This window comes from Candidatus Njordibacter sp. Uisw_039 (assembly GCF_047730075.1).
Taxonomy (GTDB): domain Bacteria; phylum Pseudomonadota; class Gammaproteobacteria; order Pseudomonadales; family Balneatricaceae; genus Njordibacter.
In genome coordinates, this window is sequence record NZ_CP159831.1 from 2088786 (window position 1) to 2115058 (window position 26273).

24 protein-coding genes and 1 pseudogene are annotated in these 26273 nt (G+C 43.2%); all 25 read right to left on the minus strand.

Annotation, left to right across the window (positions count from 1 at the left end; genetic code table 11):
- Positions 1 to 37: 37 nt before the first annotated feature.
- The 25 genes and pseudogenes from ABXT70_RS09835 to ABXT70_RS09955 all read right to left on the minus strand — a co-directional run bounded on the left by ABXT70_RS09835 (position 38) and on the right by ABXT70_RS09955 (position 26242).
- On the minus strand, positions 38 to 1327 hold the full coding sequence (locus tag ABXT70_RS09835; protein WP_443640318.1) for an ABC transporter ATP-binding protein: 1290 nt from the start codon (positions 1325 to 1327) through the stop codon (positions 38 to 40).
- A 4-nt stretch (positions 1328 to 1331) separates the two neighbouring features.
- Positions 1332 to 2156: an ABC transporter permease gene (locus ABXT70_RS09840; RefSeq protein ID WP_443640319.1), complete on the minus strand. Its 825-nt coding sequence runs from the start codon at positions 2154 to 2156 to the stop codon at positions 1332 to 1334.
- 26 nt (positions 2157 to 2182) lie between these two features.
- Positions 2183 to 3148 (minus strand): Gfo/Idh/MocA family oxidoreductase, encoded by a 966-nt coding sequence (locus tag ABXT70_RS09845; protein ID WP_443640320.1) that lies wholly within the window; start codon positions 3146 to 3148, stop codon positions 2183 to 2185.
- A gap of 13 nt (positions 3149 to 3161) precedes the next feature.
- Positions 3162 to 4121, minus strand: a complete 960-nt coding sequence (locus ABXT70_RS09850; RefSeq protein WP_443640321.1) for a hypothetical protein — start codon at positions 4119 to 4121, stop codon at positions 3162 to 3164.
- Positions 4118 to 5725: an SGNH/GDSL hydrolase family protein gene (locus tag ABXT70_RS09855; protein ID WP_443640322.1), complete on the minus strand. Its 1608-nt coding sequence runs from the start codon at positions 5723 to 5725 to the stop codon at positions 4118 to 4120. The genes ABXT70_RS09850 and ABXT70_RS09855 overlap by 4 nt, the downstream gene beginning before the upstream one ends.
- A 378-nt stretch (positions 5726 to 6103) precedes the next feature.
- A protein-coding gene (locus ABXT70_RS09860; RefSeq protein ID WP_443640323.1) for an IS3 family transposase occupies positions 6104 to 7188 on the minus strand; the annotation gives its coding sequence in 2 pieces (ribosomal slippage) (positions 6104 to 6936 and positions 6936 to 7188; 1086 coding nt in all).
- Positions 7189 to 7347: 159 nt separating this feature from the next.
- Positions 7348 to 7854 carry an SDR family oxidoreductase gene (locus ABXT70_RS09865; protein WP_443640324.1) on the minus strand — a complete coding sequence of 169 codons (507 nt, stop codon included), beginning with the start codon at positions 7852 to 7854 and terminating at the stop codon, positions 7348 to 7350.
- 22 nt (positions 7855 to 7876) lie between these two features.
- A pseudogene (locus ABXT70_RS09870) lies at positions 7877 to 8122 on the minus strand (SDR family NAD(P)-dependent oxidoreductase); the annotation flags it as partial.
- Between the two features lie 68 nt (positions 8123 to 8190).
- Positions 8191 to 8946, minus strand: coding sequence for an SDR family NAD(P)-dependent oxidoreductase (locus ABXT70_RS09875; protein ID WP_443640325.1), 756 nt, complete (start codon positions 8944 to 8946; stop codon positions 8191 to 8193).
- A 49-nt stretch (positions 8947 to 8995) separates the two neighbouring features.
- Positions 8996 to 9847: a sugar phosphate isomerase/epimerase family protein gene (locus ABXT70_RS09880; protein ID WP_443640326.1), complete on the minus strand. Its 852-nt coding sequence runs from the start codon at positions 9845 to 9847 to the stop codon at positions 8996 to 8998.
- A gap of 19 nt (positions 9848 to 9866) precedes the next feature.
- Positions 9867 to 10847 carry a class I SAM-dependent methyltransferase gene (locus ABXT70_RS09885; RefSeq protein ID WP_443640327.1) on the minus strand — a complete coding sequence of 327 codons (981 nt, stop codon included), beginning with the start codon at positions 10845 to 10847 and terminating at the stop codon, positions 9867 to 9869.
- A complete protein-coding gene (locus ABXT70_RS09890) occupies positions 10844 to 11281 on the minus strand; it encodes a VOC family protein (RefSeq protein WP_443640328.1) in 438 nt (145 codons plus the stop codon). Before ABXT70_RS09890 ends, ABXT70_RS09885 begins: the two co-directional genes overlap by 4 nt.
- A complete protein-coding gene (locus ABXT70_RS09895) occupies positions 11278 to 12654 on the minus strand; it encodes an aspartate aminotransferase family protein (RefSeq protein WP_443640329.1) in 1377 nt (458 codons plus the stop codon). Before ABXT70_RS09895 ends, ABXT70_RS09890 begins: the two co-directional genes overlap by 4 nt.
- An 8-nt stretch (positions 12655 to 12662) precedes the next feature.
- Entirely contained in the window at positions 12663 to 13388 is a 726-nt protein-coding gene (locus ABXT70_RS09900) for an acylneuraminate cytidylyltransferase family protein (RefSeq protein ID WP_443640330.1), read from the minus strand.
- Complete coding sequence (locus ABXT70_RS09905) at positions 13388 to 13984, minus strand: D-sedoheptulose-7-phosphate isomerase (RefSeq protein ID WP_443640331.1); 597 nt, start codon at positions 13982 to 13984, stop codon at positions 13388 to 13390. Before ABXT70_RS09905 ends, ABXT70_RS09900 begins: the two co-directional genes overlap by 1 nt.
- Positions 13981 to 15873: an N-acetylneuraminate synthase family protein gene (locus ABXT70_RS09910; protein WP_443640332.1), complete on the minus strand. Its 1893-nt coding sequence runs from the start codon at positions 15871 to 15873 to the stop codon at positions 13981 to 13983. The genes ABXT70_RS09905 and ABXT70_RS09910 overlap by 4 nt, the downstream gene beginning before the upstream one ends.
- A gap of 632 nt (positions 15874 to 16505) precedes the next feature.
- Positions 16506 to 16910, minus strand: coding sequence for a hypothetical protein (locus tag ABXT70_RS09915; protein ID WP_443640333.1), 405 nt, complete (start codon positions 16908 to 16910; stop codon positions 16506 to 16508).
- Between the two features lie 47 nt (positions 16911 to 16957).
- Positions 16958 to 17518, minus strand: coding sequence for a dTDP-4-dehydrorhamnose 3,5-epimerase family protein (locus ABXT70_RS09920; RefSeq protein ID WP_443640334.1), 561 nt, complete (start codon positions 17516 to 17518; stop codon positions 16958 to 16960).
- Positions 17515 to 18594, minus strand: coding sequence for a GDP-mannose 4,6-dehydratase (gene gmd / locus ABXT70_RS09925; protein ID WP_443640335.1), 1080 nt, complete (start codon positions 18592 to 18594; stop codon positions 17515 to 17517). Before gmd ends, ABXT70_RS09920 begins: the two co-directional genes overlap by 4 nt.
- 69 nt (positions 18595 to 18663) lie before the next feature.
- Positions 18664 to 20748, minus strand: a complete 2085-nt coding sequence (locus tag ABXT70_RS09930) for a polysaccharide biosynthesis protein (protein WP_443640336.1) — start codon at positions 20746 to 20748, stop codon at positions 18664 to 18666.
- Between the two features lie 169 nt (positions 20749 to 20917).
- On the minus strand, positions 20918 to 21487 hold the full coding sequence (locus ABXT70_RS09935; protein WP_443640337.1) for a sugar transferase: 570 nt from the start codon (positions 21485 to 21487) through the stop codon (positions 20918 to 20920).
- 7 nt (positions 21488 to 21494) lie between these two features.
- A complete protein-coding gene (locus ABXT70_RS09940) occupies positions 21495 to 22739 on the minus strand; it encodes a glycosyltransferase family 4 protein (protein ID WP_443640338.1) in 1245 nt (414 codons plus the stop codon).
- A 12-nt stretch (positions 22740 to 22751) separates the two neighbouring features.
- Complete coding sequence (gene wecB, locus ABXT70_RS09945) at positions 22752 to 23873, minus strand: non-hydrolyzing UDP-N-acetylglucosamine 2-epimerase (RefSeq protein ID WP_443640339.1); 1122 nt, start codon at positions 23871 to 23873, stop codon at positions 22752 to 22754.
- Positions 23874 to 24998 (minus strand): UDP-2-acetamido-2,6-beta-L-arabino-hexul-4-ose reductase, encoded by a 1125-nt coding sequence (gene wbjC, locus ABXT70_RS09950; RefSeq protein ID WP_443640340.1) that lies wholly within the window; start codon positions 24996 to 24998, stop codon positions 23874 to 23876.
- Between the two features lie 215 nt (positions 24999 to 25213).
- Positions 25214 to 26242, minus strand: a complete 1029-nt coding sequence (locus ABXT70_RS09955) for a polysaccharide biosynthesis protein (RefSeq protein ID WP_443640341.1) — start codon at positions 26240 to 26242, stop codon at positions 25214 to 25216.
- Positions 26243 to 26273: the final 31 nt, after the last annotated feature.

Sequence of the window (26273 nt, forward strand, 5' to 3'; positions counted from 1 at the left end):
CAAAGCCTAAATTGACGATATAACGACTAAATTCATGTCAGCTCCAATGCAGTCTTGGACTGATAAGCCCTGGAACCTGCGTACCATAATCACAGCGTGTGCTATCACCAATCAGAGAATCAATCACCTGGAAATAGAGAATGGCATTCTCCGTCAAGAAAACTGCTCTTGGTGACGGTGAAGATAAAGAAATATTTACTGAAAACCTTCCTTCAGTTAGAAAGTTTCCATCCAACCAGCCTATAGCCGTATAAAGGCCAGGGTCACGTGGACTTTGATCCCAATCAGTTCTATTCTCTATAGAAGTGAATAGTACATTCTCCTCATCGTTAACAATTTGAAACTCAGGAAGAATTATTTTCCCTGACCGCAACACTTGAAAGCAAATTTCAATACCTAAAGATTGCCTGATATCCACGATATCCAATGTTTCTTTTTGTTTGTTCACAATTTTGACGGATATCAGTTTAACCAAACCTTCGGCACTTGGGGCCACGGCATCGTCCCAGACTTTTTCTGCTCGAGTATGGACGGTATCTCCGAGATAGATCCCGGTGATTTGTTCCACTGAACCACTGGCGGTGATGGCACCTGCACCAAGAAATATTGCCCTGTGACATAATCTGGAAACTGCTGAAGCACTGTGGCTAACAAAAATGACTGTACGACCATCCTGGGCAACGCTTTCCATCTTCTTCATAGACTTTTGAGAAAATTGTGCGTCACCAACAGATAAGACTTCGTCAAGTATGAGAATGTCGGGATCCAGATGCGCCGCTACTGAAAAAGCCAGCCGCACTGTCATTCCGCTTGAATAGCGCTTAACAGCAGTATCAATAAACCTTTCCACACCAGAGAAATCAACAATTTCGTCAAACACCTTGTCAATTTGATGGCGACGCATTCCAAGTATCGCTCCGTTCAGATAAATATTTTCGCGTCCTGTTAATTCACCATTGAAGCCGGTTCCCACCTCAAGAAGGCTTGATGTAGTTCCCTTATACCAGAACTCACCTGATGTTGGTGTGACAATACGAGAAAGGACTTTTAACAATGTACTTTTCCCCGCACCATTCGCGCCCATAATACCCAGTACTTCACCGCGTCGCACTTCAAAACTAACATCGTTTAATGCCCAAAAAACGCTTTCATTGGCCTCTTCTTCAGTGAAATTTGATAGGCTACGAATATCTTTGAATCGCTGGACGGGCCGCATCAAAAAATCAACAATCTGTTTACGAACTGTCAAATCCGAATTGACTTTGCTTCCAATTCGATATCTTTTGGACAAACCCGTCGCTTTTAATACAACATCTTGATCAGCCATTAACTTATCCTACATCTGTAAATTTTGATTCGCTTGATTTGAAATAGAGTACTCCTAAAATCAGGCCACTTAAAGCAATTAGAGTTGAGATCCCGATCAAGTCCCATGGCATAGGGCGCGTAGACAAAAGTGCTGCCCGAAAACCTTCAATTATACCGACCATTGGATTGAGTGAATACCAAAATTTGTACTCGATTGGAACGAGACTCATAGGGTACACGACCGGAGACCCATACATCATGGCCATGGTAACGTAACCCATCATGTGCAGAACGTCGCGAAAGTGCACGGCCAAGGCTGCAGCCAACATTCCAAAGCCCAGTGCCGTTATCATGGTGAGAAGAATCAAATAAGGTACAACCAAAGCATTAACGCTAAATGTAACACCAGAAACCAGCAGGACGATTAACAGCAAAGTAAAGGAAATCAAAAAGTCGAAAAATTTATCGAACAAAGCTGCAATAGGTAATATCAACCGCGGGAAATATACTTTTTGCAAAAATTGTCCAGCCCCATACACTGAGGAAGAAACTGTAGTTAGTGCTTGTGAAAAGAAAATCCAAGGTACTACCCCTGCTAGCGCAAACAATGCATAAGGTGCTCCATCTGAATCGATACGAACAAGTTTTCCAAACACGAGAGTGTAAATTAACACTTGCGAAAGCATGGGAAACAATGCCCAGCCAATGCCAAGCGTCGATTGCATGTAGCGAACCTTGATGTCCCGCCAAATCCATAGCAAAAGCATTTCCCTGAACTCCCACAACTCGACGAGTGAACCCCATGAAAAACGATGCTTTTTCGAATCGATGACAGTAATATTTTTCATTTAATTTGATCCAATTTAAATAGATTTCAGAATTTATAACTTGCTGGGTAACCACCTAGCCTATATCCAGCCATCTCACTGTAGACTCTTGCGTTATCAAGCTGATTGTCAATATTGCAAAACAAGCTATCGTCATCGCTCAGAAATGCACACGTCTCCTTGTACAAACCTGGCTTGAACGATTTGTCCAAACTGTCTTCGATGGCCACAAATGAGACCGCAGTGGAAGCCAATAAGGTAACTTGTAATTGTTCGAGAGGCTTAAACAAAAATCGCCGCTTGCGCGTGAGCACTTCCACCGCCCAGCGACCTGGCGCCTCCCAGTCTGCATGATAGGAGAACATCACACCCCTATCTGTTACGCCAGCCCCGACGAACCTTGCTGACGCAGCGTGCCATGTCATTTTCCCAGAGTGCCAGCTTTTCCATTCCTTTGGAAACCCGCATAGGTGAAAAGCTAGATCCATGACATGCGAAGAATTAGCAATAACCCATGCGTTTTTCACTTCCGACGGGAGTGGCATTGGTTCAATTGTATGTGCCCATTCAGTAAATTCAAAATTACAACTAACAGGGCCACCATCCTCTTCTATTAATTTTCTAGCCCCGGTTACAGATGCATAAAAACGGCGACTGTAAGCAATCATCACTTGAGCGCGACCTTTAGCAGCTTTGGACACCTGCTCCAACTCATCGATGCTAATACCACCCGGTTTTTCCAAAAGAATCCTCCGAGTGCCAGCCTGAATGAGAGCAATCGCCGTGCTGGCGAGTTGCTCAAAGCTTACTGCTACAATTGCCTGCTCTGGCGCTTTGTGAGATTGCAGTGCATTAATCAGACCGCCAGTCACCACCTTTTTGCCTGTATTAGTCTCAAATGTCTTCGCTGAATGCGAACTCCGCCCTATAACATCGAAATCAACACCAAGGCTGCTCAAAACTTTTGCGTATTCTTGTGCGTGTGGACCAGCACCAACCAACCAAACTGGCATATTTTTCCTTTACTTAAGTAATAGGTACTATTTTAGCTGACGAACTAACATTATGTTGCCAATGTTTGAGCAACGCATGCAAATACACCCTGTGCATTTGTGCTGACGTCTCAAGACCGGGCAGATGGCAGACACCCTTACTTAACAACGACTCGATAAGCTCACCTGTTACTTCACTCTGATAAGGAATACGACCGGGTATACTAAGGCCATCAGACCGGAAACAAGTACCTCCAACCTCGTCAATATGCCAGATAAACGAACCATCATTTAATTCAAATTCGTAGTATACATCCCCAGGTTGGGCAGTCAACTGCACTGTACTACCCCCAGAGAACCTTGCATGCAAGGTTCCCATAACCTCCATGTTGCCTGCACGTTTAGCTTCAATCCAATTAGAGTCAAGGCCGTTAGTTTCAATTTCTACAAGTGTTTCACCAGTCCACCAAGCAAACATATCCAGAAAATGTATGGCATTGCAGGCCAACCCCCATGCCCCCCCATCTACCTTCATCGTCATGGCGTAACCCTTACCAAGTAATGCTTTAATTTCACTATGCCATGGCAATGAGCGACGAGGCGTATTAACCCACGCATTTTTCAATTCACTAATACTAGTTAAAATCTGATCTAAATTTTCCTCACTACACGCCAGAACCTTCTCAAGAATCCAATATTTTACACTACACTTGCTGACAATTTCTGCAATGTTCTCATGGCGTACATTGGCTGTAGTTGCAATCACTGCTATATCAACGTTCACTGGCAAGGCTTCACAAGTGTTGTGCAGAAATACGTGATGATCAGCTTTTAGATTTGTGACCTCCTCCCAACGAGCTTGTGATATTCGCAAAGCATCAGGATAAATGTCATAGACGTGTATATCCAAAGGGATTGCGCATCTTGCTAAGCCTTGCAGGTGTCGCGAGCCTAGTGTCCCAGCTCCTGATAACAGAACAGTTGCCCGTTTCATTTCATCTCCTTGCAGTGATGTTGTATGGTGGGGCTAACCTGCAAAAGGTGAGTTACCATTAGTGAAGCAAGCATCATGTATCCACGATCGCCAAAATGAACGTTGTCGATAAACACATCTTGGCTTTCATCACGCAATGCATTGTCCATATCTATATAGCTAAAACCATATTTTTTTGCTGCTTTAGCAAGTGCTGCTTTGAGCTTTCCATAACCTTGGTTGTGAAAATTTCCAAAGTCAGCAGATGACTTCCTTATCTTTATTTCATCAGATGTCAGTATCTTCTTTGTTGAGTAAATCGATGGCTGCAGCGCATAATAGAATTCATACCCATATTCTTTAGACCAATCTGCAAATATCTTAGTAGTACGCAAACTTGAAAGCACGGTCTCATCTACACTGACGGGGCGCCGTTTGATGGCCTGGCTGATTTTTTTGGCATCATGTGTCACATTAAAATAGGCTAGCTTACCAAGATACACAATTCGCAAAGCGGAGTCTCCCTGCTTAGGAGTGACTGGTATGAAATCATCTACGCCCTTTACACCAAATCGCTTACCGATGTCAAAATAGTCTCGATTTTGATGAGGAAGTATTCCGGTATAGGAGTTGTAAATATCATTGAAGCCAGAAAAAGCCATATGTATTTGTGGCCTCAAAGGAAGGACGTCAGTTTCAAATCGCCGACGCTCTTGTCCTGATGTCTGAGCCGGAAAGGCAGCATTCAAAACCACCACATCCATACCTGGACACTCATGTATGAGTAGCGCTTGTAGTTGCGCCGGAAAGGTTTGCTCATTCCTCACACCTACGCCCCAAGCTGTACTCCCGCCTGTTACGCTTATTTGGATTGGTATCGAGCTTGCTGGCCCATCATTAGGTCGGTTGGCAATGTTTTTATGTTTGTCAGCCTCAGGATTATCAAATTGCAGATTTATCGAAAAATTCTCTACATCAAATTCCTGATTTCCCTTGAGTACGGGCTGACCATCATTATTAGCATGTGCCATTTCTAATGCAATGGTATCGCCTTGCTTGACCTCAATCCCGTTAGTAACAATTGTTCGGTATTCATGTGGAGATGGAGAAGATTGAATATTGTCCATATAGTTACCAGAATCTCTGATCAAACCATTAACCGTTATTCTCCAGGCCCAGTTGTAAGTCCCCTGTTTTATTTTTGCATCAAAGCTAATTAGAATATTGCCATCAACACTTGAGCGTCCAACAATATGCTCTTGAAAATTATCAGATGTAGCCACGCTACTTAGATGAGATTCGAAAGGAACCAGGACCGGCAATGTGACCTTTACCACAGGTTGGTTGCGGCGAAATCCATGCTCATCTGTACTCCAACCCAAACCTTTGCTTTCAGGTATAGGCGTATAAAGTAAATCTCCAGAGAATTGCGCAGTACCCATCCGGTCTTGGCTGGTTGGACATTGATTGTACAAATATGCTGGATGCCCACCATCAGGACAAGGGTAAGCTTTGGCAGGTGTTGATACAAAAAAGAAACGCAGGCCAATCTCTACAACTAAGAGTGTTATAGAAATAGAAAGTGCAACAATGGCTATATTTCTCAACATCAATCCTTGATACATAATCCGACGAAAATCGTAAACTCGGCTCCAATTTAGGGCTTTGTTTACTGTATTTTTTAGGCGACATACAATGGAAATGCACGGGCTTGTCGGGGCCTCATAGCATGGGACTATCAAATTTATCATAAAAGTGATGAGCAAATCTAGCCGCACCTACTGCATGTCAACTACCCGTAAAAAATTAATTTTGATATCTAATAAAACAGTTGGGGAAATACAAAGCTGACAACACAAATTCCCAATTATTAACTGTGCTAATCATAAGCGCACTATGACACCTGAATGAGCTCTTTAAAATCCTGCAAATTGTCTCACTTTATACAGGGACCAGAAACCGGGGTAATCCCCCCATTAACAACCGAAGTTAAAAGTAGAGATTTAGGCAGCTGCCAACTTCATCATTGGTGTAATGCCGTTTAACGCCATATTAGGGCGTTCGTTATTGTAGGTCCAAAGCCAATTTGTTGCATGCCTTTGAACCTCATCAATACTTTCAAACAGGTAATGGTTTAACCAATCATACCTCACAGTCCGATTGTAGCGCTCAACGTATGCATTTTGCTGAGGGTTACCTGGCTGTATAAATGCCAATTCTATGCCGTTGCTCTTGGCCCAGTCACCCAGCAGATTGCTGATGTATTCGGGTCCATTGTCACAACGAATTCGATTAGGCTTTCCACGCCATTCAATCACCTGACCTAGTGCTCTTATAACTCGGCTAGCAGGTAGTGAAAAATCCACCTCAATGGCCAACCCCTCTCTGTTGAAGTCATCGATGACATTAAATAGACGATAGCTTCTGCTGTCCGATAGTTGATCATGCATGAAATCCATCGACCAGCAATCGTTGATCGCCTCAGGAACAGACAGAGGCTCAGGCTTTTGCCTCACTAATCGCTTTTTAGGTTTTATACGTAAGTTGAGCTCAAGTTCACGGTAGATACGGTACACGCGCTTATGGTTCCATTGAAAACCCTTAACGTTACGCAAGTATAAATAACATAAACCAAAGCCCCAGTTACGCTGATTATGCGTCAGCCGAACGAGAAGGTCTGCAATCACCGCATTCTCACCGCTGAGCTTCGGCTGATATCGATAGCACGTTTCGCTTACGACAAAGATTTGGCAGGCCAAGCGTACGCTTATCGCCTTATTACTAACTGCTGCCTGAGCCATCTCTTTGCGCTGAGATGGCTTTACCACTTTTTTGCCATCGCCTCCTGAATAATTTCAGACTTCAAACGTTCTTCGGCATACATTTTTTTGAGGCGGCGATTTTCGTCTTCTAGTTCTTTCATTCGACCCATGAGCGATGCGTCCATGCCACCGTATTTAGCTCGCCATTTATAAAATGACGCATTGCTCATGCCATGTTCACGGCATAGCTCTGGGATAGGCACACCGCTTTCAGCTTGCTTGATGATAGCCAGTATTTGGCTGTCCGAATATCGTGATTTCTTCATGTAGATCTCCTTCGTAAAGTTTACGAGAAAATTCTACTTTTGGCCTCAGTTATTTTTCGGGGGGATTACCCCGGCAACACTAGCGGTTCCATGCACCCATTGCAATTAATACTAAACCAAGCATAAATTTTGACCCGGTATTACTGAGGTTATGTTTATTCACCAAACTGAGCGACCGCCATCCATTACTATGTTTTGCCCGTTCAAATATGAAGAAGCATTAGAACACAGAAATTGCACTGCTGCTCGATATTCATCACGGTTAGCCATACGGCCACTTGGTATAAGCGAAGTTAGTCTCAGCACGAACTCCTCACTTTGGCCGTTATAGACACCTCCGGGAGATATAGCATTGGCACGGATATTTCTATCTGCCCAATATGTCGCCAAGTAACGTGTGAAGCCGATAAGCCCCGCCTTAATCACAGAATAAGTCACCGGTTTAACTGGTTGCATATCATCAGAAATGCCATCTTTACGATACAACTGCTGATCCGGTGAAAATACAGACAAATCAGAAGCAATGTTAAGTATCACACCACCTTTTCCATCCTTCGCCATCGCTGCACCAAAAATCTCTCTGCATAAAAAAGCTCCTGTCAACCCCACTGCTATTTGCAAATCCCATTGGTCTATTGGAAAGTTTTCTAGACGTGATGTTTCCAATACCCCCTTGATCGCCATTTACCTTGGGGTCAATTGCCGCATTGTTAACTAAAACATCCACTCGACAACCAGTCCTAGATAAATCGTTCGCTACTTTCTGAATTTCATCCAGTTTCGAAACATCCATTTTGTATAAGAGGATGCGATTAGCCACGGCATTCTGCTCTATCACTTTACGCGCAGATGCAAGCCCAGAGACCCCTATATCGGTCAGCACCACTTTCAAGCAAAGCTGCTGCGTGTTCAATACCAAGCAAACCCGCTGCACCAATAATGAGTGCAGTTTTGCCTGTCAGATCAAATTTCTCGAATTTTTTTCACACATCCCCTATTAATTCAAGAATGAATTTGCCCACCATCAAGCGCCCATACGCTACCTGTAGCAAAGCTGGCACGAGGTGACGAGAAATATGCAACCAAGTTTGCAATATCGCGCGGTGCCCCCAGGCTACCCATCGCTACATCACGCAACAACATAGCTTGAACAGATTCCTTATCTTCGTTCAACTTACGCGACCAAACCGAGCTTTCAAATAAAATATTACCCGGTGCCACAGCATTTATTCGCACCCCCATTTTGCCCAATGGCCGCGCAATACCTCTCACATATGCGTGCAATGCAGCCTTTGCTGCTGAATAGGTGACTGGTGCACTTGGCACTACTTCAAGCCCACAGATAGATGAAACACAGACAATTGAACCTTTGCTCGCTACCAGTGATTCGCGAGCAGCTTCTACAGTGTTAGTAGTGCTCCATAGGTTGAGCGCAAAGACCCGCTGCCATTCCTCAGGCGATTCATTACCAGGCAGGACTGAGCGCCCACTGCCGACATTGCATACGAGTATATCAAGGCTGCCGAACTTGCTAACCACCTCCGCCACGACACGACGTGCGACCTCAGCACGAGTAACATCACCAACCACTACTAAACTTCCCGGAAGAGCGGCAGTTACTGTGGCCAAGTCCTTCGCATTCCGTCCATTCAGCGCGACCCGGCATCCCTCATCATGCAAGGTTTCAGCAATAGCCCGCCCAATTCCGCGAGAGGAACCAGTAACAAGTGCTACCTTACCGGAAAGATCAAGATTCATGGTTTATTATGCTCTGTTGGAGGTTGAGCTATAAAAGGTTCTTACTGTTTCAAACATCTGATGTCAGCCCAAACTGTTTAATCCACCCATCTGTCATGTCACGATATCGAGCCAATGGAATCATGTGATCATCATCCACTGAACGAGCCGTTTGCAAAATGAAGTTACCCTGATAGTTGATCCGACTCAGTTCTTTAAATACAGCCTCAAAATCTGCGGTGCCAAAACCCAACGGTACCGTATTACCATCAAAGACTCTATCCTTAACATGAACATTCAGGACACGGTGGCCATAGGCAGCCAACTCTTCCTCAGGTAAAAAACCTATGGCTGCGCTATTGCCGATGTCGTAATTGATTCCAAAAATATTCGGATCAAGGCGGTCAATAAAACGAGTAAGTTCAATCGGGTTAAAGTCACACTCAAAAATAACCTTCAACTTTTTAGACACGAAGAAATCTGCTTGTTCTTGCAAAAATTTGACTAGTTGGTTCTCTTGCTCTGGGTTTTCTAGTCGCCCATTGTCTACTAATGGCACCACGATGAAGGTAATGCCAACAGCACTGCAAGCATTAGCAATAGCAATGAAATCTTCTTCCAAGGCTTTAAGCTTATCAAGCTTTGCTTTCCAGAAAGGCGCCTGCATGAAGCAATCACCGGTCAGTGAACAGATATTGATTGAGTGACGAGTACAAAGTTGACGGATTTCATTCTGCCCATCAGCCGTTAACAATGGATTTTCATAGAGATTATCCTGATCCAATGTCCATTCCATCATCCCCAATCCAATTTTCTCGGCAAGCGGAAACTCGCTTTGCCAATGTTGCCAAGGGAATGACTGAATGAGGCCATTCACCATGGGGGATAGCCGTCCTTGCATATATCCAATTCTATTTTTCATTTTTTACTGTTTTATTGTTTTATTTTTTAATTAATGTCATCATCATATTAGAAGTACATTTTCCTGCAATCAATTTTGCAACATATCTGGAATTTAATTCTATCATTTCCTGCGTCAACCAGGTGGCTACTTCTGAATTGCGCCCAATAAAAGATACCTTATTCAATCCAATATGACAATTCGACTGGGGACCATCGTTCATGATCCAGTGAAGATGGTTCAGAAGATTGTAGTCCTGAGTAAAGTTGATTTCTATTTCATCAGGCTGAAAACCAGCTTCTAGTGCAACTTGCCGTAATGAATTTTCTGTAAAATAGTGAAGGTGTGCAGAATGGAAAAAGAACTTCTGGTATGAAACCACATCCCAAACTGAAAGCAAAGGGTCGCGGAGGTTTGGCACTTCTATAAATATCGATCCACCAGGCTTGGTTGCTCGACGCAATCCTTTCAAAAAGCTAACTGGTGCCTCCACGTGCTCCATAACTTGAAATGCACAAACAACTTCATACTTTTCATTGGCGAACATTGAGTTCTCTAGGTATTCAGAATCTGTTTGAATATTTAGTTCATCGTTAAGAAACGCACAGCAAGCCTTGTCCAACTCAATTGCATTGACGAGATCGATCCGATCTTTAATATGAGTTAGAAATTGACCTGATGATGCCCCAACCTCTAGCAATCGCGTGGAACTAGTCAAAACAGGATTAATAATCTTCAACCGAGCTTCCTGATAATTTCGGTAAACCTCGAATAGTTCGCGTGCATTTGTCGCGGCTGCTTCAGCATTATGCGAATACTCCTTGCGATAATGTTTAGCGTAATATGTCTTTGCGTCAATCTGTTCATTCTGCACCAGAAAGCCATGATCGCAAGCAGCGCAATAGCAGACCTCACCATTGCCTCTCCTTAGTTCTTTAGCCAACATTTGATTTGTTATAGAACTACAAAGAGGACAAATTTTTGAATGAATTTGATTACTAATATTTGAGTTATTTTTCATTTTGCTAATATTTCAACTAGTTCGAGTAAAATACCCTCTGGGCCTCGCGCATAGATTACTTTTGCATACCCGTCAGGAGAGTACTGCGGGTTCGCAGGAAAGGTAACGCCAACCTGAGTTAATCTATTAACCATCTCATCAAGGTCGTCAACAGTCAGCGCGATGTGTGTAAATCCAGTTGAAAAGGGTTGGCCGGCCCAATTCGGTTTATCTGGATGCGATTGAAAGTGCAGAAGCTCAATCAGATTATTGTCAGGCGCAGCGAGCTTGACTGTAGTCACGCGGACATCTTTAAGCCCCATCATGGCATCGAGGTGTGGGCCTGACTCCTCCATTTGTTTCGCCACCTTAAAACCCAATACATCGCACCAGAAGTGTAATGCCCCCATTAAGTCAGCAACTACTAGGCCAGTGTGGCGAATCGCAGTGATCATGAAGACGCCACCTCAGCGATGGCTTCGCCCAACACAGCAACACCCTCTAAAAGGGCTGCATCCGTTATAGTCAAAGGTGGCCCGATTTTAATCGATTCGCGCCCAGTATGCACGACAAGCAGCCCCTTGTGCATACACAGCTCTGCTACTTTGCTGGTAAACAGACCATCTGGTTCACCGGTTTGTGGTGAGCGAAACAATACCGCTGCAATCATTCCCTTGCCCAGCAATCCTGAAATGCGGTCTGGAAATCGGGCCTGTAACCCTGCAAGGCCATCAAACATCAACTCGCCTTTACGAGCCGATTCAGCAACAAGATCTCTTCCTTCTAGCTCTTCAATGACCGCCAGCCCTGCTGCACATACGAATGGATTCGCAGAGTGGGTGCTGCTCATATTGCCAACATCTGGTAGATCCATAACTTCCGCACGACCAAGTACGCCAGAAAGCGGCACACCACCGCCCATCCCTTTGCCACAACAAATCAAGTCTGGGGTGACTTCATAGTGTTGAAAGCCGAATACTTTACCGGTTCGACCGAAACCTGACTGCATTTCATCAAACGCCAAAAGAATATCGTTTCGACGGCAGACGGCCTCGATGGCCTGCACATATTCTTTTGGATAAAAAACTGCTCCCCAACCCTGAAAAGTTTCAAGCATAAAGCCCGCGATATCTTGGGCGATATCAATCCCAGCAGACGTAAGTTTGTCCAAGCTTTCTTCAAAAAATGATTCAGGGCTTTTCCCCTTCAACACCCAGGAATAAGGAAATGGAATGTGGTAAATATCCTTGTCTTGATAACCAATCCAATCACGTTGTGCTAGATTGCTGCCCAACATTTGAGCACCTAGGGTACGGCCATGCCAATTGCCCTCGATACATATGATGCCTCTGCGCCGTTTGCCTTGCTTTTGAGCATGCATACGCATCAATTTGAGGGCGGCATCAGTCGCTTCTGTGCCAGCAGATAACAAAAAAGCTTTTTCAAATGGCTTACCGGCAAATGCTACCAATTTTTCGAGATAGCGCACGCGAATTTCGTTCCCGTAGGCATAACAACTATATAACGGTTTATCCAGTGCATCCTTTATTGCTGCAGTCACACGAGGGTTTGAGTGGCCAACATTGGCAACAAAAATAGTGGAGGTAAAATCAATCCACTTATTATTTGCGGCATCGAAAACATTAAAGTCTAAGGCCCTATCCCAAACCAAAGGTAATTGACCTTGCATGGACCGTGACTCGATACGGTCGAGCCTTTCAAGAATCACTTTGGTTCCAGGTGCCGGAATCGGTGTTTGAATACTGCGATGCGCTGTGCTAACCAGCGGCACTGTTATTGCGTCACGGGAGAAGTCGTATCCAGTCATATATCTCCTTAATTAAATATTTGCTGTGCCAGTAATGGAGAGCGGGAAAGTTGAAATTCGAGATAAGCAAAGTCATCTTCTGTATCCACTTCAGCAACTGAGGGCGTAATATAAGGCATCACCTTGTTACCATGCAATAAACCCTGCTTGCGAATAAATACTGTGGATAATACATCCACGTAACCATTTGCAAAGTATGTACTGGGAAATTGTTGACGAGCATTATTAGCAGCATCCAGTGCAGTGCTAACGTCACCTACACGCTTCAATTGACCATCTGCTGAGACTTCAAATGTCTTATATGCTGACTCAGACATTTCATGAACGGAACGCAAAGCAGTTGCTTGTGCCGAAGCTTGAAACGAGACAATTGCATCATCAATCAAATGAGGAGAGCGGAATGGTGTAGTGGGTCGAATATGAACGATAAAATCTGGCTCACCACCATTTATGGCTAACCAATCAAGGGCATGAATGACGAATTCATAATCTGTCGAACAATCTCCAGAAATCCTTTCTGGTCTATGAAATGGTACTTCTGCACCGTAGCTCTGGCATAGTTTACCGTACTCAACTGAGTCCGTAGAAACAATAACTCGATCAATTGATTTTGATTTTTTACACGCTGCGATAGACCATTCAATTAAAGCATGTCCACCGAGCATCTTTATGTTTTTGTTCAGCACACCTTTTGACCCGGCACGCGCAGGGATAAGCGCGATGACCTCACTCATTAAATACCTTCCTTTTGGAAATAGCCGGATTCTACCAAACCACAAAGAATATGCCCCAGCATGATATGGCACTCCTGTATGCTCGCAGTATCAACTGATGGGATGCAAATGCATTCACACAGTGATAGCAGCTTACCACCTGTTTTGCCCGTCAGGCCGACTGTGGTAACACCTATTCGTTTAGCTACATTCGCGGCGGCCAAAATATTTTCACTGTTACCGCTTGTTGTGATTGGTATGAACACATCAACTGCTTTCGCAATCGACTCAAGCTCCCTTGCAAATACCTGGTCGTAGCCGTAATCATTGCCAATTGCACTTATAGTAGAGTTATTCGTACCCAACGCAAGGGATGACAAAGGCGCCCGGTCAAATAAGAATCTCGAAGTAAATTCAGCAGATAGATGCTGAGCATCGGCAAAACTGCCCCCATTACCTGCAAAGATGATTTTGCCGCCCGCTTGCAGAGAAAGCAAACATAAGTTTATCAAGGCTTCCGTCTGGGCGATGATCTGCGAATCTTTCTTTAAAGCTTGCTTTACCTTAACCGACACTTCAATCTGATTAAGAATCTGGTCGGCCATCAGGCTATTCATAGTGCACCCTCAAGACGCTCCATAGCCACCCAGAACCCTTCTCCACCATTTTTGTGTCCTTGCCAAATTTCGGGGATAAAAGTTGCTGTTGAACAGCCCTTTTGCAAAATACCACCGAGACGAACGAAATCAATTTCGCCTTCACCGACTTGAAGTCCTTCACCATTAAGACCCCTGGCATCGCCCAAATGAAGATGCGCAGTGAAGGGAGCAATCTTGGTGCAGAAGTCATAAAAATCATAGCCCAAATGATTGCAGGCCAGTCGAGTATGAGAGACATCAAAACACATACGCAAATTTAGCTTGCTGCACCATTCCACAATTTCATCAATTTTGACAAAGATATTCTGGTATCTCTGCCCGCCAAAATGCCACGGAAACGGCGCCATGGTCTGTGGGATTAACTCCACACCTTCCATGTCCAACTCTTTCAAACTCTGAGCAAAACGCTCATAATATCCCTGAATCGCCGATTCTGGCAGCGGGGCATCCATGGTGAAGCCACCAATGTTGGCGACGATTTGGGGCCGTTTTGTATTAGGGAAAAAACGTTTCAGATTGCGTGTGATATCGATCACACGCTGGGTTTCGCGAATCGATTCATTTCGATATTCATCGTCAGGCGTCGCGAGATCCATCAAGCGGCTACCCGTAAACAACTCTGGTGCATGCACGACGAAATCTGCAGTATAGGGACCATCGAGAAATTCTGCTGGGTCTAGGTCCATGTCTGAATATGAAAGGTGAAATTCCCATAAATCGGGCTGAATACGCGCGGCATAATCTGTAAAGTCATGATAACGGACAGGCACACCCCAAGGCCGGGAGAAATGATAAGGGCGCGGTTCGATGCGATTATCTCTCAGGTCTGAGGGGTAGAAAAAATCTTCCTCACCCATATCATGCTGCAGTATACGGCCTAACAATTCCTCATAACGCTGCGGTGACAAACCTTGCCCAGGACTGCATACTTTTATGTGCTCCGGGCCAAGAACAACACCTTTTAAAAGAATTTTAGACGCAACCAAGCTTTTGCCAAGGTTCTCACGATTGATCATTTCACCTTGAGAAATTAGCCGTTCTTTTCCTTCACCTAGTGCCTCTTCAATTTCACGTGTACCCTGGATCATACGTTTAAATTCGACATTTGTCAGGCTGGCTGCATGATCAGGGCCTTCCATGTTTCGATCCAGAGTAAAGTGACGCTCAATAACGCAGGCATCCATAGCCACTGCTGCAAGAGACACATTGATACCGCGTTCGTGTCCAGAATAACCGACCAACGGATGAATTTTTCGGAGTTGGTGAATCCACTTGAGGTTAATGTCGTGCAGTGGCGCTGGATACGTGCTATTACAATGCAAAAGCACAAACTGCACGCCACGTTGATTCAGAAAAGTGACTGTAGACTGAACTTCTTCTGTTGCACTCATGCCGGTGGAAAGAATCAGAGGCTTTTTCGTCTTAGCTAATTTGTCGAGCAGCGGCAGATTAGTTAGATCGGCTGATGCCACCTTGTATGCGGGCACCCCAAAGCTTTCCAGTACATCCACGCTGAGAGCATCCCATGGGGTGCATAGGTATTGAACACCCTTCTGCGCACAATATTCTGAAAGCTTGCGATGTTCGTCTTTTGTAAGCTCAAAACGACGTAGCAGATCAAGAACGTATTCTGTGCCTAAATCTTCGCCATCCTTGCGCAATGTGCGCTGACGATACACTTCATCCAAATGTCTCATTTGAAATTTTACGCAATCTGCATCCATTTCAATTGCAAGATCGACCATTTCGGTTGCGCGTTCAAAACTACCGTTGTGATTATTACCTATTTCCGCAATAACATAAGCACGCCCAGAGCCAATTTCGTAGTTACCAATATTAATTTTCAATTGCTTTCACTTTCCTTGTTATTTTTACATTCTCACACATACAAAGCACGGAGGCCATCAGGTTCTAAGCGGAAGGGCCGTATCTTAAGTCCCACGCCTTTTAAGTGTGCTATGAGCTCATGTTGGCGAAATGGGGTTACATAAAAGAGAAAAAATCCTCCCCCACCTGCCCCAAGCAACTTACCACCAGTGGTTCTATTGGTAATGAATCATATGTTTGCACACTCTCTATTCTATAAGAGGATTGTTAAAAATCATTATAGCAGTATTGAGTGCTCGATGACTCTTTGGTTTGATCGTTTTTGGCGCCGCCATAAGAGCAACTATTTTAAAATTTAAATACAATGCCACAAGAATGGTTACTGAGCAAATTTAATGTCTCTCGCCATGGCAAGGTTCTATCAATAAAATAATCCATATCGTTTTTATTGAAATTAGCAGTGGGGGCATTTTTCCAACAGATCTTCTTAAGTGTGTTTTTGTTCTGCACCAAACCACGGGCGCATTTGCATAATATATTCTTTGGCCATGACTAACTATCTACCTTACTTAAAATTACGAGGGAGCTTTCAAATGTGATTGTGAGTGATGCTTTTAATAGAATTAAACACAATATACGTGAACCCAAAAACTTAAATCCGACGCCGATCAACTTCAGCACCTAAATATGGACCGTTCTTCATTTCCAACACCTGAGTACCGTCTTCAATAATGTCATAACCATGGCCACCACACAGTAAAATAACAACATCACCCTCACTGGCATTAAACTCAGCAACAGGCTGATCCTGCAAACCAAATATGCGCGCTTTTATAGCACCACGACGCACGTACAATACCTCTTGAGTTACAGTTACTTCACGTGGCACATAATTGTGCACATGGGGTTTAAGGGCTGTACCCTTATCATAACCCCAGCTGCCAACCTGCACATACTCTTCATCCTCAGAAAAAAAGTTAAGGCCATCTTTCCAAGCTTCATAAGCTGAAATGTGGCGCGCCAACAATTGTTCTCCATCTTTATATTCTTTAGCCATAACAATCTCTACAATTTGTTCTGATTTCCAGGTTAATTGGTCTCATTTCAACGCAAATAACAACCCAGCTTAATAAAAGGTGCTTCCAAGTCCCGTTTAGACAAAAGTGGCTCAGACACCGGCCATCTTATGCCAATACTAGGATCGTCCCAACGCACAGAAAACTGCTCTCCTACATCTATATAAGCCCCTTGATATGCTAATTTGTAATGATACACGGCGTGCTCACTACCTACATAATAAGCATTGCCACAGCCTGGTGGAATCAATACCATTTTTTGTTCTGCTTTGTTAATTTGATAGCTTTGCCACTTTAAATAAGTGTTTGAATCCTTACGTAAATCAACTACTACCTGCGTAATTTCACCATAAACGCAGGTTACCAGCTTCCATGATTTAGAATCACCATGAATGCCCCTGAGCACATTATACTTAGACTGAGAGAACTTATCGTGCTTAAAGAATAGACCTTTAGGAAGTAAGGCTTCGACATCACGCTTCAAAAATGATGTCCAAATATCACCACGATCATCTGTTGCTACAGACGGCGTGATGGCATAAACACCTGCAACACTTTTAGATTCAGATATTTCAAATCCAAAACTCATATAAGCTCACTCACCTGCCGAGGTAAAACACCCGTTTGCTGCTCTACCTTTGCCTCAGCTAGATCATAATCGACCATTTCAGAAACTAGCTGATCAAAACTAATTTCAGGTTCCCATCCCAATAAGGTCTTCGCCTTAGTTGCATCACCTAGCAAGGTCTCTACCTCTGTAGGACGGAAGTACTTTGCATCCACTGCAACAACACAATTACCATTAGCATCATAGCCTTTTTCTTCCACCCCTTCACCACGCCACATGATTATCATACCCAATTTAGTACAGGCAATTTCAACAAATTCACGTACGCTGTATTGTTCGCCTGTAGCGATAACAAAGTCATCGGCCTCTTCTTGTTGCAGCATGAGCCATTGCATACGGACATAGTCTTTAGCATGACCCCAATCACGTTTAGCATCCATGTTGCCTAGATACAAACAGTCCTGTGTTCCTAAGCTAATACGCGCAAGCGCACGAGTTATTTTACGAGTAACAAAGGTTTCACCCCGTAACGGCGATTCATGGTTAAATAGAATTCCGTTACAAGCATAGATGCCATAAGCTTCGCGGTAATTGATGGTGATCCAATAAGCATACAATTTAGCAACTGCATAAGGACTGCGTGGATAAAATGGAGTTTTTTCAGTTTGAGGGACTTCCTGAACCTTTCCATAAAGCTCAGAAGTAGACGCTTGGTAAAAGCGTGTTTTATTCTGCAATCCCAAGCTACGAATAGCTTCTAAAACTCGCAATACACCAGTGCCATCAGCATTAGCAGTGTATTCAGGCTCTTCGAAAGAAACAGCTACGTGTGATTGCGCTGCTAGATTATAGATTTCATCGGGCTGCGTTTTTTGAATGATATTGAATAGGCTCGAAGAGTCAGTCATATCTCCATGGTGAAAGTAAAATTCACAATTTCCACTTGCAGAGGCCTCAATTAAGCGATCAATACGAGCTGTATTAAAAAGGGACGCACGGCGCTTAACGCCATGGACGATGTAGCCTTTTTGCAAAAGAAATTCTGCAAGATAGGCACCATCCTGGCCAGTGATACCAGTGATAAGAGCAATCTTCATGTCAATCCAAAAATTTAAAATGGTTGAAACTGAATTATAAAGGATTTATAGATTTTTTTCCGAGCGAATCTACAACTGCTTAAGCTGTTCTTTGTACACCCAATCTGCAATTTTCTCATCAGGTATATATTCAGGCACCAGGTTCTTAAAAATAGCCCGTATCATCATTACATCGCCATTTAACGCTGCAACCTGCAACGTTTTTAGCATAGGTTTTAACTCATCCCACGGTAAATGTTTTTCACGAGCTCTCATAACTCGCGGATGTTCAGTTTTCTGTGTGTTATGACCAATAAGCAGTTCCTCATATAGCTTTTCACCCGGACGCAACCCCACCAGTTCAATAGCAATGTCACCTCCCAGTGAATTATAGTCTTTAATTTGGAAACCAGAATGTTCAATCATTCTGCATGCAAGATCATATATTTTAACTGGGTCACCCATATCTAGGACATAGACATCTGCACCATTATGGGCGTGTTGATTTCTATAACCGCCAATGCCTTGGCTCAGGTCACCCACCATCGTACCCGTTTGCATGACTAACTGAGCAGCTTCGGGAATAGTCATAAAATAACGAGTAATATCTTTATGCGTTAGGGTAATTGGTCCCCCTTGGGCAATCTGTTTCCTAAAGTGAGGCACCACAGAGCCTGAAGAACCCAATACATTGCCAAAACGAACTATAGCAAATTGTGTTGTGAGGACGATTTGTGAAGAAGGCGTTCCATCCCACATGGGTTCAAATGAAGGGTGTTGTTCCTCAGCCAAAGCTTGTAAAACCATTTCACAACAGCGCTTACTAGCGCCCATGGCGTTGGTGGGATTCACCGCCTTATCAGTGCTAATGAGTATAAAGCGTTTTACCTGTTGCTCTGCCGCCACCTTAGCCATCACTAATGTACCTAGCACGTTCGTTTTTATACATTCGGCTATATTTTGTTCAACAATGGGTACATGTTTTACCGCCGCCGCATGATAAATAATACTCGGTTTCCAAGTTTGGATAACATCACTTACACGGTTTTCATCCGAAACTGAGCCCAATAAAGGTATGATATCTGGCAATATTTCAATCTCAGCACTACTATGTTCTTGACGAGTAAAGTAATGTATAGAATCGAGCAACTCGTTATGCAGAGTGTAAAGTGCGAACTCACTTGACTCAAACAACAATAAAACCTTTGGTTTACGCCGCAATATTTGCCTACAAAGCTCACTACCAATGCTGCCCCCTGCTCCAGTAACCATGACGGTTGCTTTTGACACTTGCTCTTGTAACATTGCTTCGTCTGGTTCTGCAGGTTCACGTGATAACAAGTCATTGATATCCAGATCATGCAGATCTCTGTAGTCAACTTTCCCACGGGCCATTTCAATCAATCCTGGTAAAGTACGAATACGTGCATTCAATGGCCGCAGGCCTTCTATAATTACACTACGCTGTTTACGAGTAATGGAAGGAATGGCAAGGAGTATGTCATCAATGCGCTGGTCAGCCACAAAAGTCCGCAGGTTTTCTCGCGATAAAATAGGTACACCCATTAAATCCCTACCCTGCAGTTCAATATTATCATCAACAAAAGCTAGCAAGATACATTCACGGCTTTGCCCTAAGCCAACTGCTAATTGCCGACCTGCAGCCCCTGCACCATAGACCACCACCCTAGATTGGTCAGAAGCACGAATATATATTCCGTCGCTTTCCACTTTAAGTGAATCTTCAGTCTTACGTAATAACCAACGCGCACCCATACGGGAACCACCAATAGCCAGTACGGCAACCATGGCATTAATGAGCACAACAGACCTAGGCACCCCCTGTATACCACTTAAAAAAACAACTACCCCCCACAATACCGCATAAAGCGTAACCGCCTTCACGATAGACCATGTTGCCCTCATACCCAAATATCGAATGATAGCCCTATAAAGTCCAAACTGAGCAAAGATAGGTACAGCAAACACGGGTGCTATCAACACCAAAAAGACTATTGGGTTATTAAAGCCTCCTAGAGGCCAATACCAATTCTCTAAGCGCAGTGAAAACGATAACCAGAGTGCCCCTATGAGTAATATAAAGTCAACAGTAATGAGAATGCTGCGCTTTGTAGAGCGAGAGATTGACAAGAGATATTTGAAAAATATATACATTTAAATGCCAGCTTATGATCTTTAAAATTTATAACATATGTTTAAATTGGCGCTTGGCTCAATTATTGAACTAGCCCAGCATTAGTGCTCTGTGACTAACTGACGTATTTTTACCTCAATCCTAAACTATAAATCGGCTTATACGATCTTTACTACTAAATGAAAATTACTAATGAGATATACCACTGGACCCAACGACTCTAAGTAACGTTAACCACAGAATTTTTATGTCAAAAAGGATGCTTTTAGATTCCAAATATGCTGAATCAAAAGCAACTTTTTCTGCAATGGAAAGTTGATCTCTACCATTTACTTGAGCCCATCCAGTAAGCCCTGGAGTGAGTATTTGAACTCCCTTAGCACTACGTAATTCAATAAGTTCCTTTTGATTAAAGAGTGCTGGCCTTGGGCCAACGAAACTCATCTCACCTCTAATTATATGCCAAAGCTGGGGTAGCTCATCTAAACTAGTTTTACGCAAAAAGGCTCCAACAGAGGTTAGGTGTGACTTCGGGTTCTGAAGGTCATTTGTAGCGACAGTAGGAGCACCAAACCTCATAGTCCTAAATTTAGCCATTGAAAAAATTTTATTATTTCGTCCAACACGGTCAGACCAAAAAATGACGGGGCCTTTAGAAGTCACAAGCACAACACTTGCCACGATAAAGACAGGTCCCATTAATAACAAACCAGCCACTATACACAGAAAGATATCAAGCATTCGCTTACTAAAGTTCATTGGAAAATCAAGACTCTGATGTTGCTAGTTTATCTATATCGAGAGCTTCTTGAAATAGAGCTTCCAACCGATCTATCGCTAACCCTCTCGCAAACTCTTGTTGAGCATAAGCTCTGCCGTTCAAACCGAGTTGCCTTCTATCTTGGGGAGAAAGCATCAACATCATTAAGATGGATTCTGCCAAACTATTTGAATCCCCAGCTGGGCTTACATTCCCTCCATTAGCCTCGTTGATCACCCTCGCACCTTCACCATCAAGCATAGCAAGTATTGGTATCCCCGCCAGCAGGTATGACTGGACCTTTCCTGGAATTGTCATACCAAAGACTGGATCCTTTTTTAAAGTGACTAATAAAGCGCTCGCATGAGCATAAAAAGATGGCATTCGTTCTAAAGGGAAACGTCCTAATATTAGAAAATTATTCCCCAAACCTCTTTCAGACACTTCCCTATGCAACCAACTTAACACGCTCCCGTCCCCAACAATGATCCAACGGATACAATTGTAATCTTTCAACAACTCTGCAGCTCGAATAATTGCAGGAAAATCTTGTGCTTTACCAACATTTCCTGCAAATACAATATTAAAAGTACCACTAATAATTGGTACTTCTGGCGCTAGTTGTAGGTTCTCTTCATCAAAATCATTTTCAGCCCAACTTGGAAAATATCGGAGTTTTTCAACATTACTACAATAGTTTGCCATACTCTCAAGGAAACCTTGCGACTGGCCTAACACTAAGGTGCAACGTTGATAAATAAACCCGACCAATTTTCCAATCCAACGCAACATCCAACCTGACTTAACAACACCAGCTGCAGATAGCGTCTCAGGCCACAAGTCCAGTACCCAAAAAACCACAGGGGCTCGCTTAATGCGCCCCACTAAAATGCTGGGTAAACCTATAGTAACTGGAGATAGCTGATAGGCAAAAACTAAGTCTATTCTCTTTTTACGTAACAACCAAGGTCCAAAAGCACAAGAAAAAATAGCGAAACTCAAGTAATTTAAAGCCAAGCGCCAAGAACTTTTACCACGCGAGATCAATGGCACACGGATGACATCAACACCTTCGTAATATTGATAATCACTTGGATTATTATTAAAATCTGGGAAAATATGCCCTTGCGGGTAATTAGGCAAGCCCGTAAGGACAGTCACGTTATGCCCCCTTTCTACTAGCTCTTTAGAAAGGTCATTGATACGAAAGTTTTCGGGCCAAAAGTATTGGCTAACTATTAGAATATTCACAAAATTACCAAACTAATATTTCCGCCAAATTACACGGTTAACATAGTCTGTGTAGCTGTGAATAATTCGCACCACTTTGGCAGCTACATTGGGTACATTATAATCTTCTACAGGCCTCATACTTTCCCCATCTGCTAATATAGTAAGCCCTTGACGAACCTTGTTAGCATCAAGCCCTACCATCATAACGACAGCCTCCTCCATACCCTCAGGACGCTCGTGAGCGTCTCTTAAATTCAACGCTGGAAACCCAAGTATTGACGACTCTTCACTAATGGTGCCGCTGTCAGACAATACTGCCCGCGCTGATAGTTGCAGCTGATTATAATCAAAGAAACCCAGAGGTTTAAGCAACCGAACAAGCGGGTGAAATGACGTGCCCATAACATCAATTTTACTTTGCGTTCGCGGGTGGGTGGAAACAACTACGGGAAGACCATAATCTTCTGCAACCGAATTAAGGGTCTCCACTAGATTACCAAAAGATTGAGGCGACTCGATATTTTCTTCCCTATGAGCACTTACCACAAAATAGTTTTTATGTGTCAAACCTAATTGTTGCAATATTAACGATTGATCAATATGTTTCTGATAGTGACTGAGCACCTCAAACATGGGACTTCCCGTCTTTATCACTAGGTCTGCAGGCAAACCCTCACGCAATAAGTAATCACGGGCAATGGTACTGTATGTTAAATTCACGTCTGCCGTATGGTCAACGATCTTTCGATTTATCTCTTCTGGAACCCGTTGATCAAAGCAGCGATTACCTGCTTCCATATGAAAAATAGGAATTTTTCTGCGCTTAGCAGGAATAATCGACAAACAGCTATTGGTATCCCCTAGCACTAGCATAGCATCTGGTTTTTCTTCTACTAACACATCATCTACTTTGGTGATAATGTTACCAATAGTATTGGCTGAGCTCGATGAGTTATCCGCACTGTTGAGGAAGTAGTCAGGTATGCGGACACCCAAGTCTTCGAAAAATATTTGATTAAGCTCATAATCATAATTTTGCCCAGTGTGGACCAAGACATGATCACAGTATTTATCCAACTGCGCTAACACCCTCGACAGCCGTATGATTTCAGGACGAGTCCCCACAACTGTCAGAACTTTTAAAACGTTCATTTAAACCTCACAAGGCACACAGTCAGGATTTCCACGGTCAAACACCTCGTTCGCCCATAACATAACTATTGCGTCTTCATTTCCTATATTTTTAATGTCATGAACCCATCCAGGTATTGAGTCAACAACCTGAGGGGTGTCTCCATTGACAACTATTTCAAAGTCATCACCATCAACTAACTGTCTAAATCGCATACGAGTTGTTCCTTTAACCACTAAAAACTTCTCAGTTTTTGTATGGTGATAGTGAGCACCCCTTGTAACACCTGGAGTGATTGTAAAGTAAGAGAACTGACCACTATCATGGGTTTTTAACATCTCCACAAACACACCCCTTTCATCACCGTATACTGGCACAGTATAAACAAACTTCTGTTTTGGTAAGTTACTTACATAAGTGGAATAGAGCGCCCTAACCAGCCCATTCCCCACACGTTCTGAAATTAAGCTTGTTCTGCACCCATCAAAACTCCGAATCTGCTTAACCAATTCCCCCAGGGTTATATTATAAATAGGTGTCACTTGCCCCCAATCTAAACCTGAAGTCATATTAAACAACTTATCAATAAATATGCTCACAAGATCATCAATATATACCAAGTCCAAATTAGCTTCTGGGTCTGAAATTTTGATAGGTATATTTCGAGCAATATTGTGACAGAAAGTAGCAACAACTGAATTATAATATGGCTTACACCATTTACCAAAAACTCCCGGCAGTCTGTATATACAAACTGGACTGGCCGTCTGTTCAGCTAATAATTGTACCGTTTTTTCAGCCATTTTTTTGCTTTGGCCATATGATGTAGGCAGGGAGGCCTGTGTTGACGATGCTAAAATCATGGGAATATTCCGACCTGACGCCCGAATTGCGTCACAAACTGTTGTCGTTAAATCTACGTTACCTATAGTAAATTCACCTTCATCATTAGCGCGATTAACTCCAGCCAAGTGGACAACCATATCAACTCTGGCTAATAGTTCGACCAAGCTATTGGAATTTTCTTGACGAGTAAAAGGAACAACACAAATATTAGGCATTTCTCGCAAGCGCACTACTAGGTTTTGGCCTATGAAACCGGATGCTCCTGTAACCAATATGATATTAATGGGCTGACTAATCATTATCCGCACATCCTCCAATGGGTCGTTTAAAAGCAAATTTAGACATATAATAAACTATCGCTCGTACCTGCCTTACCTGCAGGCTTAATCGCAACGCTAGGAACGGATTGCCAATGCAAGCTATCAAAAATACCACTATGACTGCCATTTTTATTGACCCAGCGCTGCCAGTTGCAACACCTTGCAGCGCCCTTCTTTGCGCATGTGTATACATTCTACTCTTCCAGCTTCCGTCTTTTGCCTCCATCAAATTCTCGAAAATCATCCAACTTTCTTAGTAGACTTTGCATATCTGGCACACTCAATTGAGTACTGTTATGTGAATTATAATCTACAGCCAATGAAACCTTTTTTTTCCCCTGCTCCACGTATTGTTCATAGTTCAAATCTCTAAAATCAGGGGGTATTTGGTAATAATCACCAAAATCTCGTGCAGCTACAAGCTCTTCTCTACTAAGGAGCGCTTCATATAATTTTTCTCCATGACGCGTTCCAATCACGTTACATGGGTGATGAGGAACACCCATGAGGTGTGTCAGCGCCTTAACAAGAATTTCTATAGTTACCGCTGGTGCTTTCTGCACAAAAATGTCTCCAGACTCACCATTCTGGAAAGCATACAACACTAAGTCCACAGCATCATCCAACGTCATCATGAATCGCGTCATATCAGGATCAGTAACTGTTAGCGGCACCCCTCTCTTAATTTGATTTGCAAATAATGGAATTACAGAGCCTCTGGATGCCATTACGTTGCCATAGCGAGTCACACAAATGCACGTTTTACCACTCTGTCTAGACTTAGCCACAGCGATTTTTTCCATCATTGCTTTACTTATACCCATCGCGTTAATTGGGTATACTGCTTTATCAGTACTTAAACAGATGACTCGCTCCACACCACACTCAATGGCAGCTTCTAGAACATTTTCTGTTCCAATGACGTTGGTTTTAACCGCCTGCATAGGATAAAACTCACAGGACGGGACCTGCTTAAGTGCAGCTGCATGAAAGACATAGTCAACTCCACGCATTGCAGAGCGTATGCTTTCAACATCCCTAACATCACCCAAATAAAATTTGACTTTATCATTAGAAAACCTTTTCCGCATATCATCTTGTTTTTTTTCATCGCGGCTAAATATTCGAACTTCTGAAATTGAAGAGTCCAAGAATCGTTGTAAAACGGCATTACCAAAAGACCCTGTGCCCCCGGTGATTAGCAAAACTTTGTTATCAAACATTACTTTCTTTTTCCTTAATTATATATGTTTT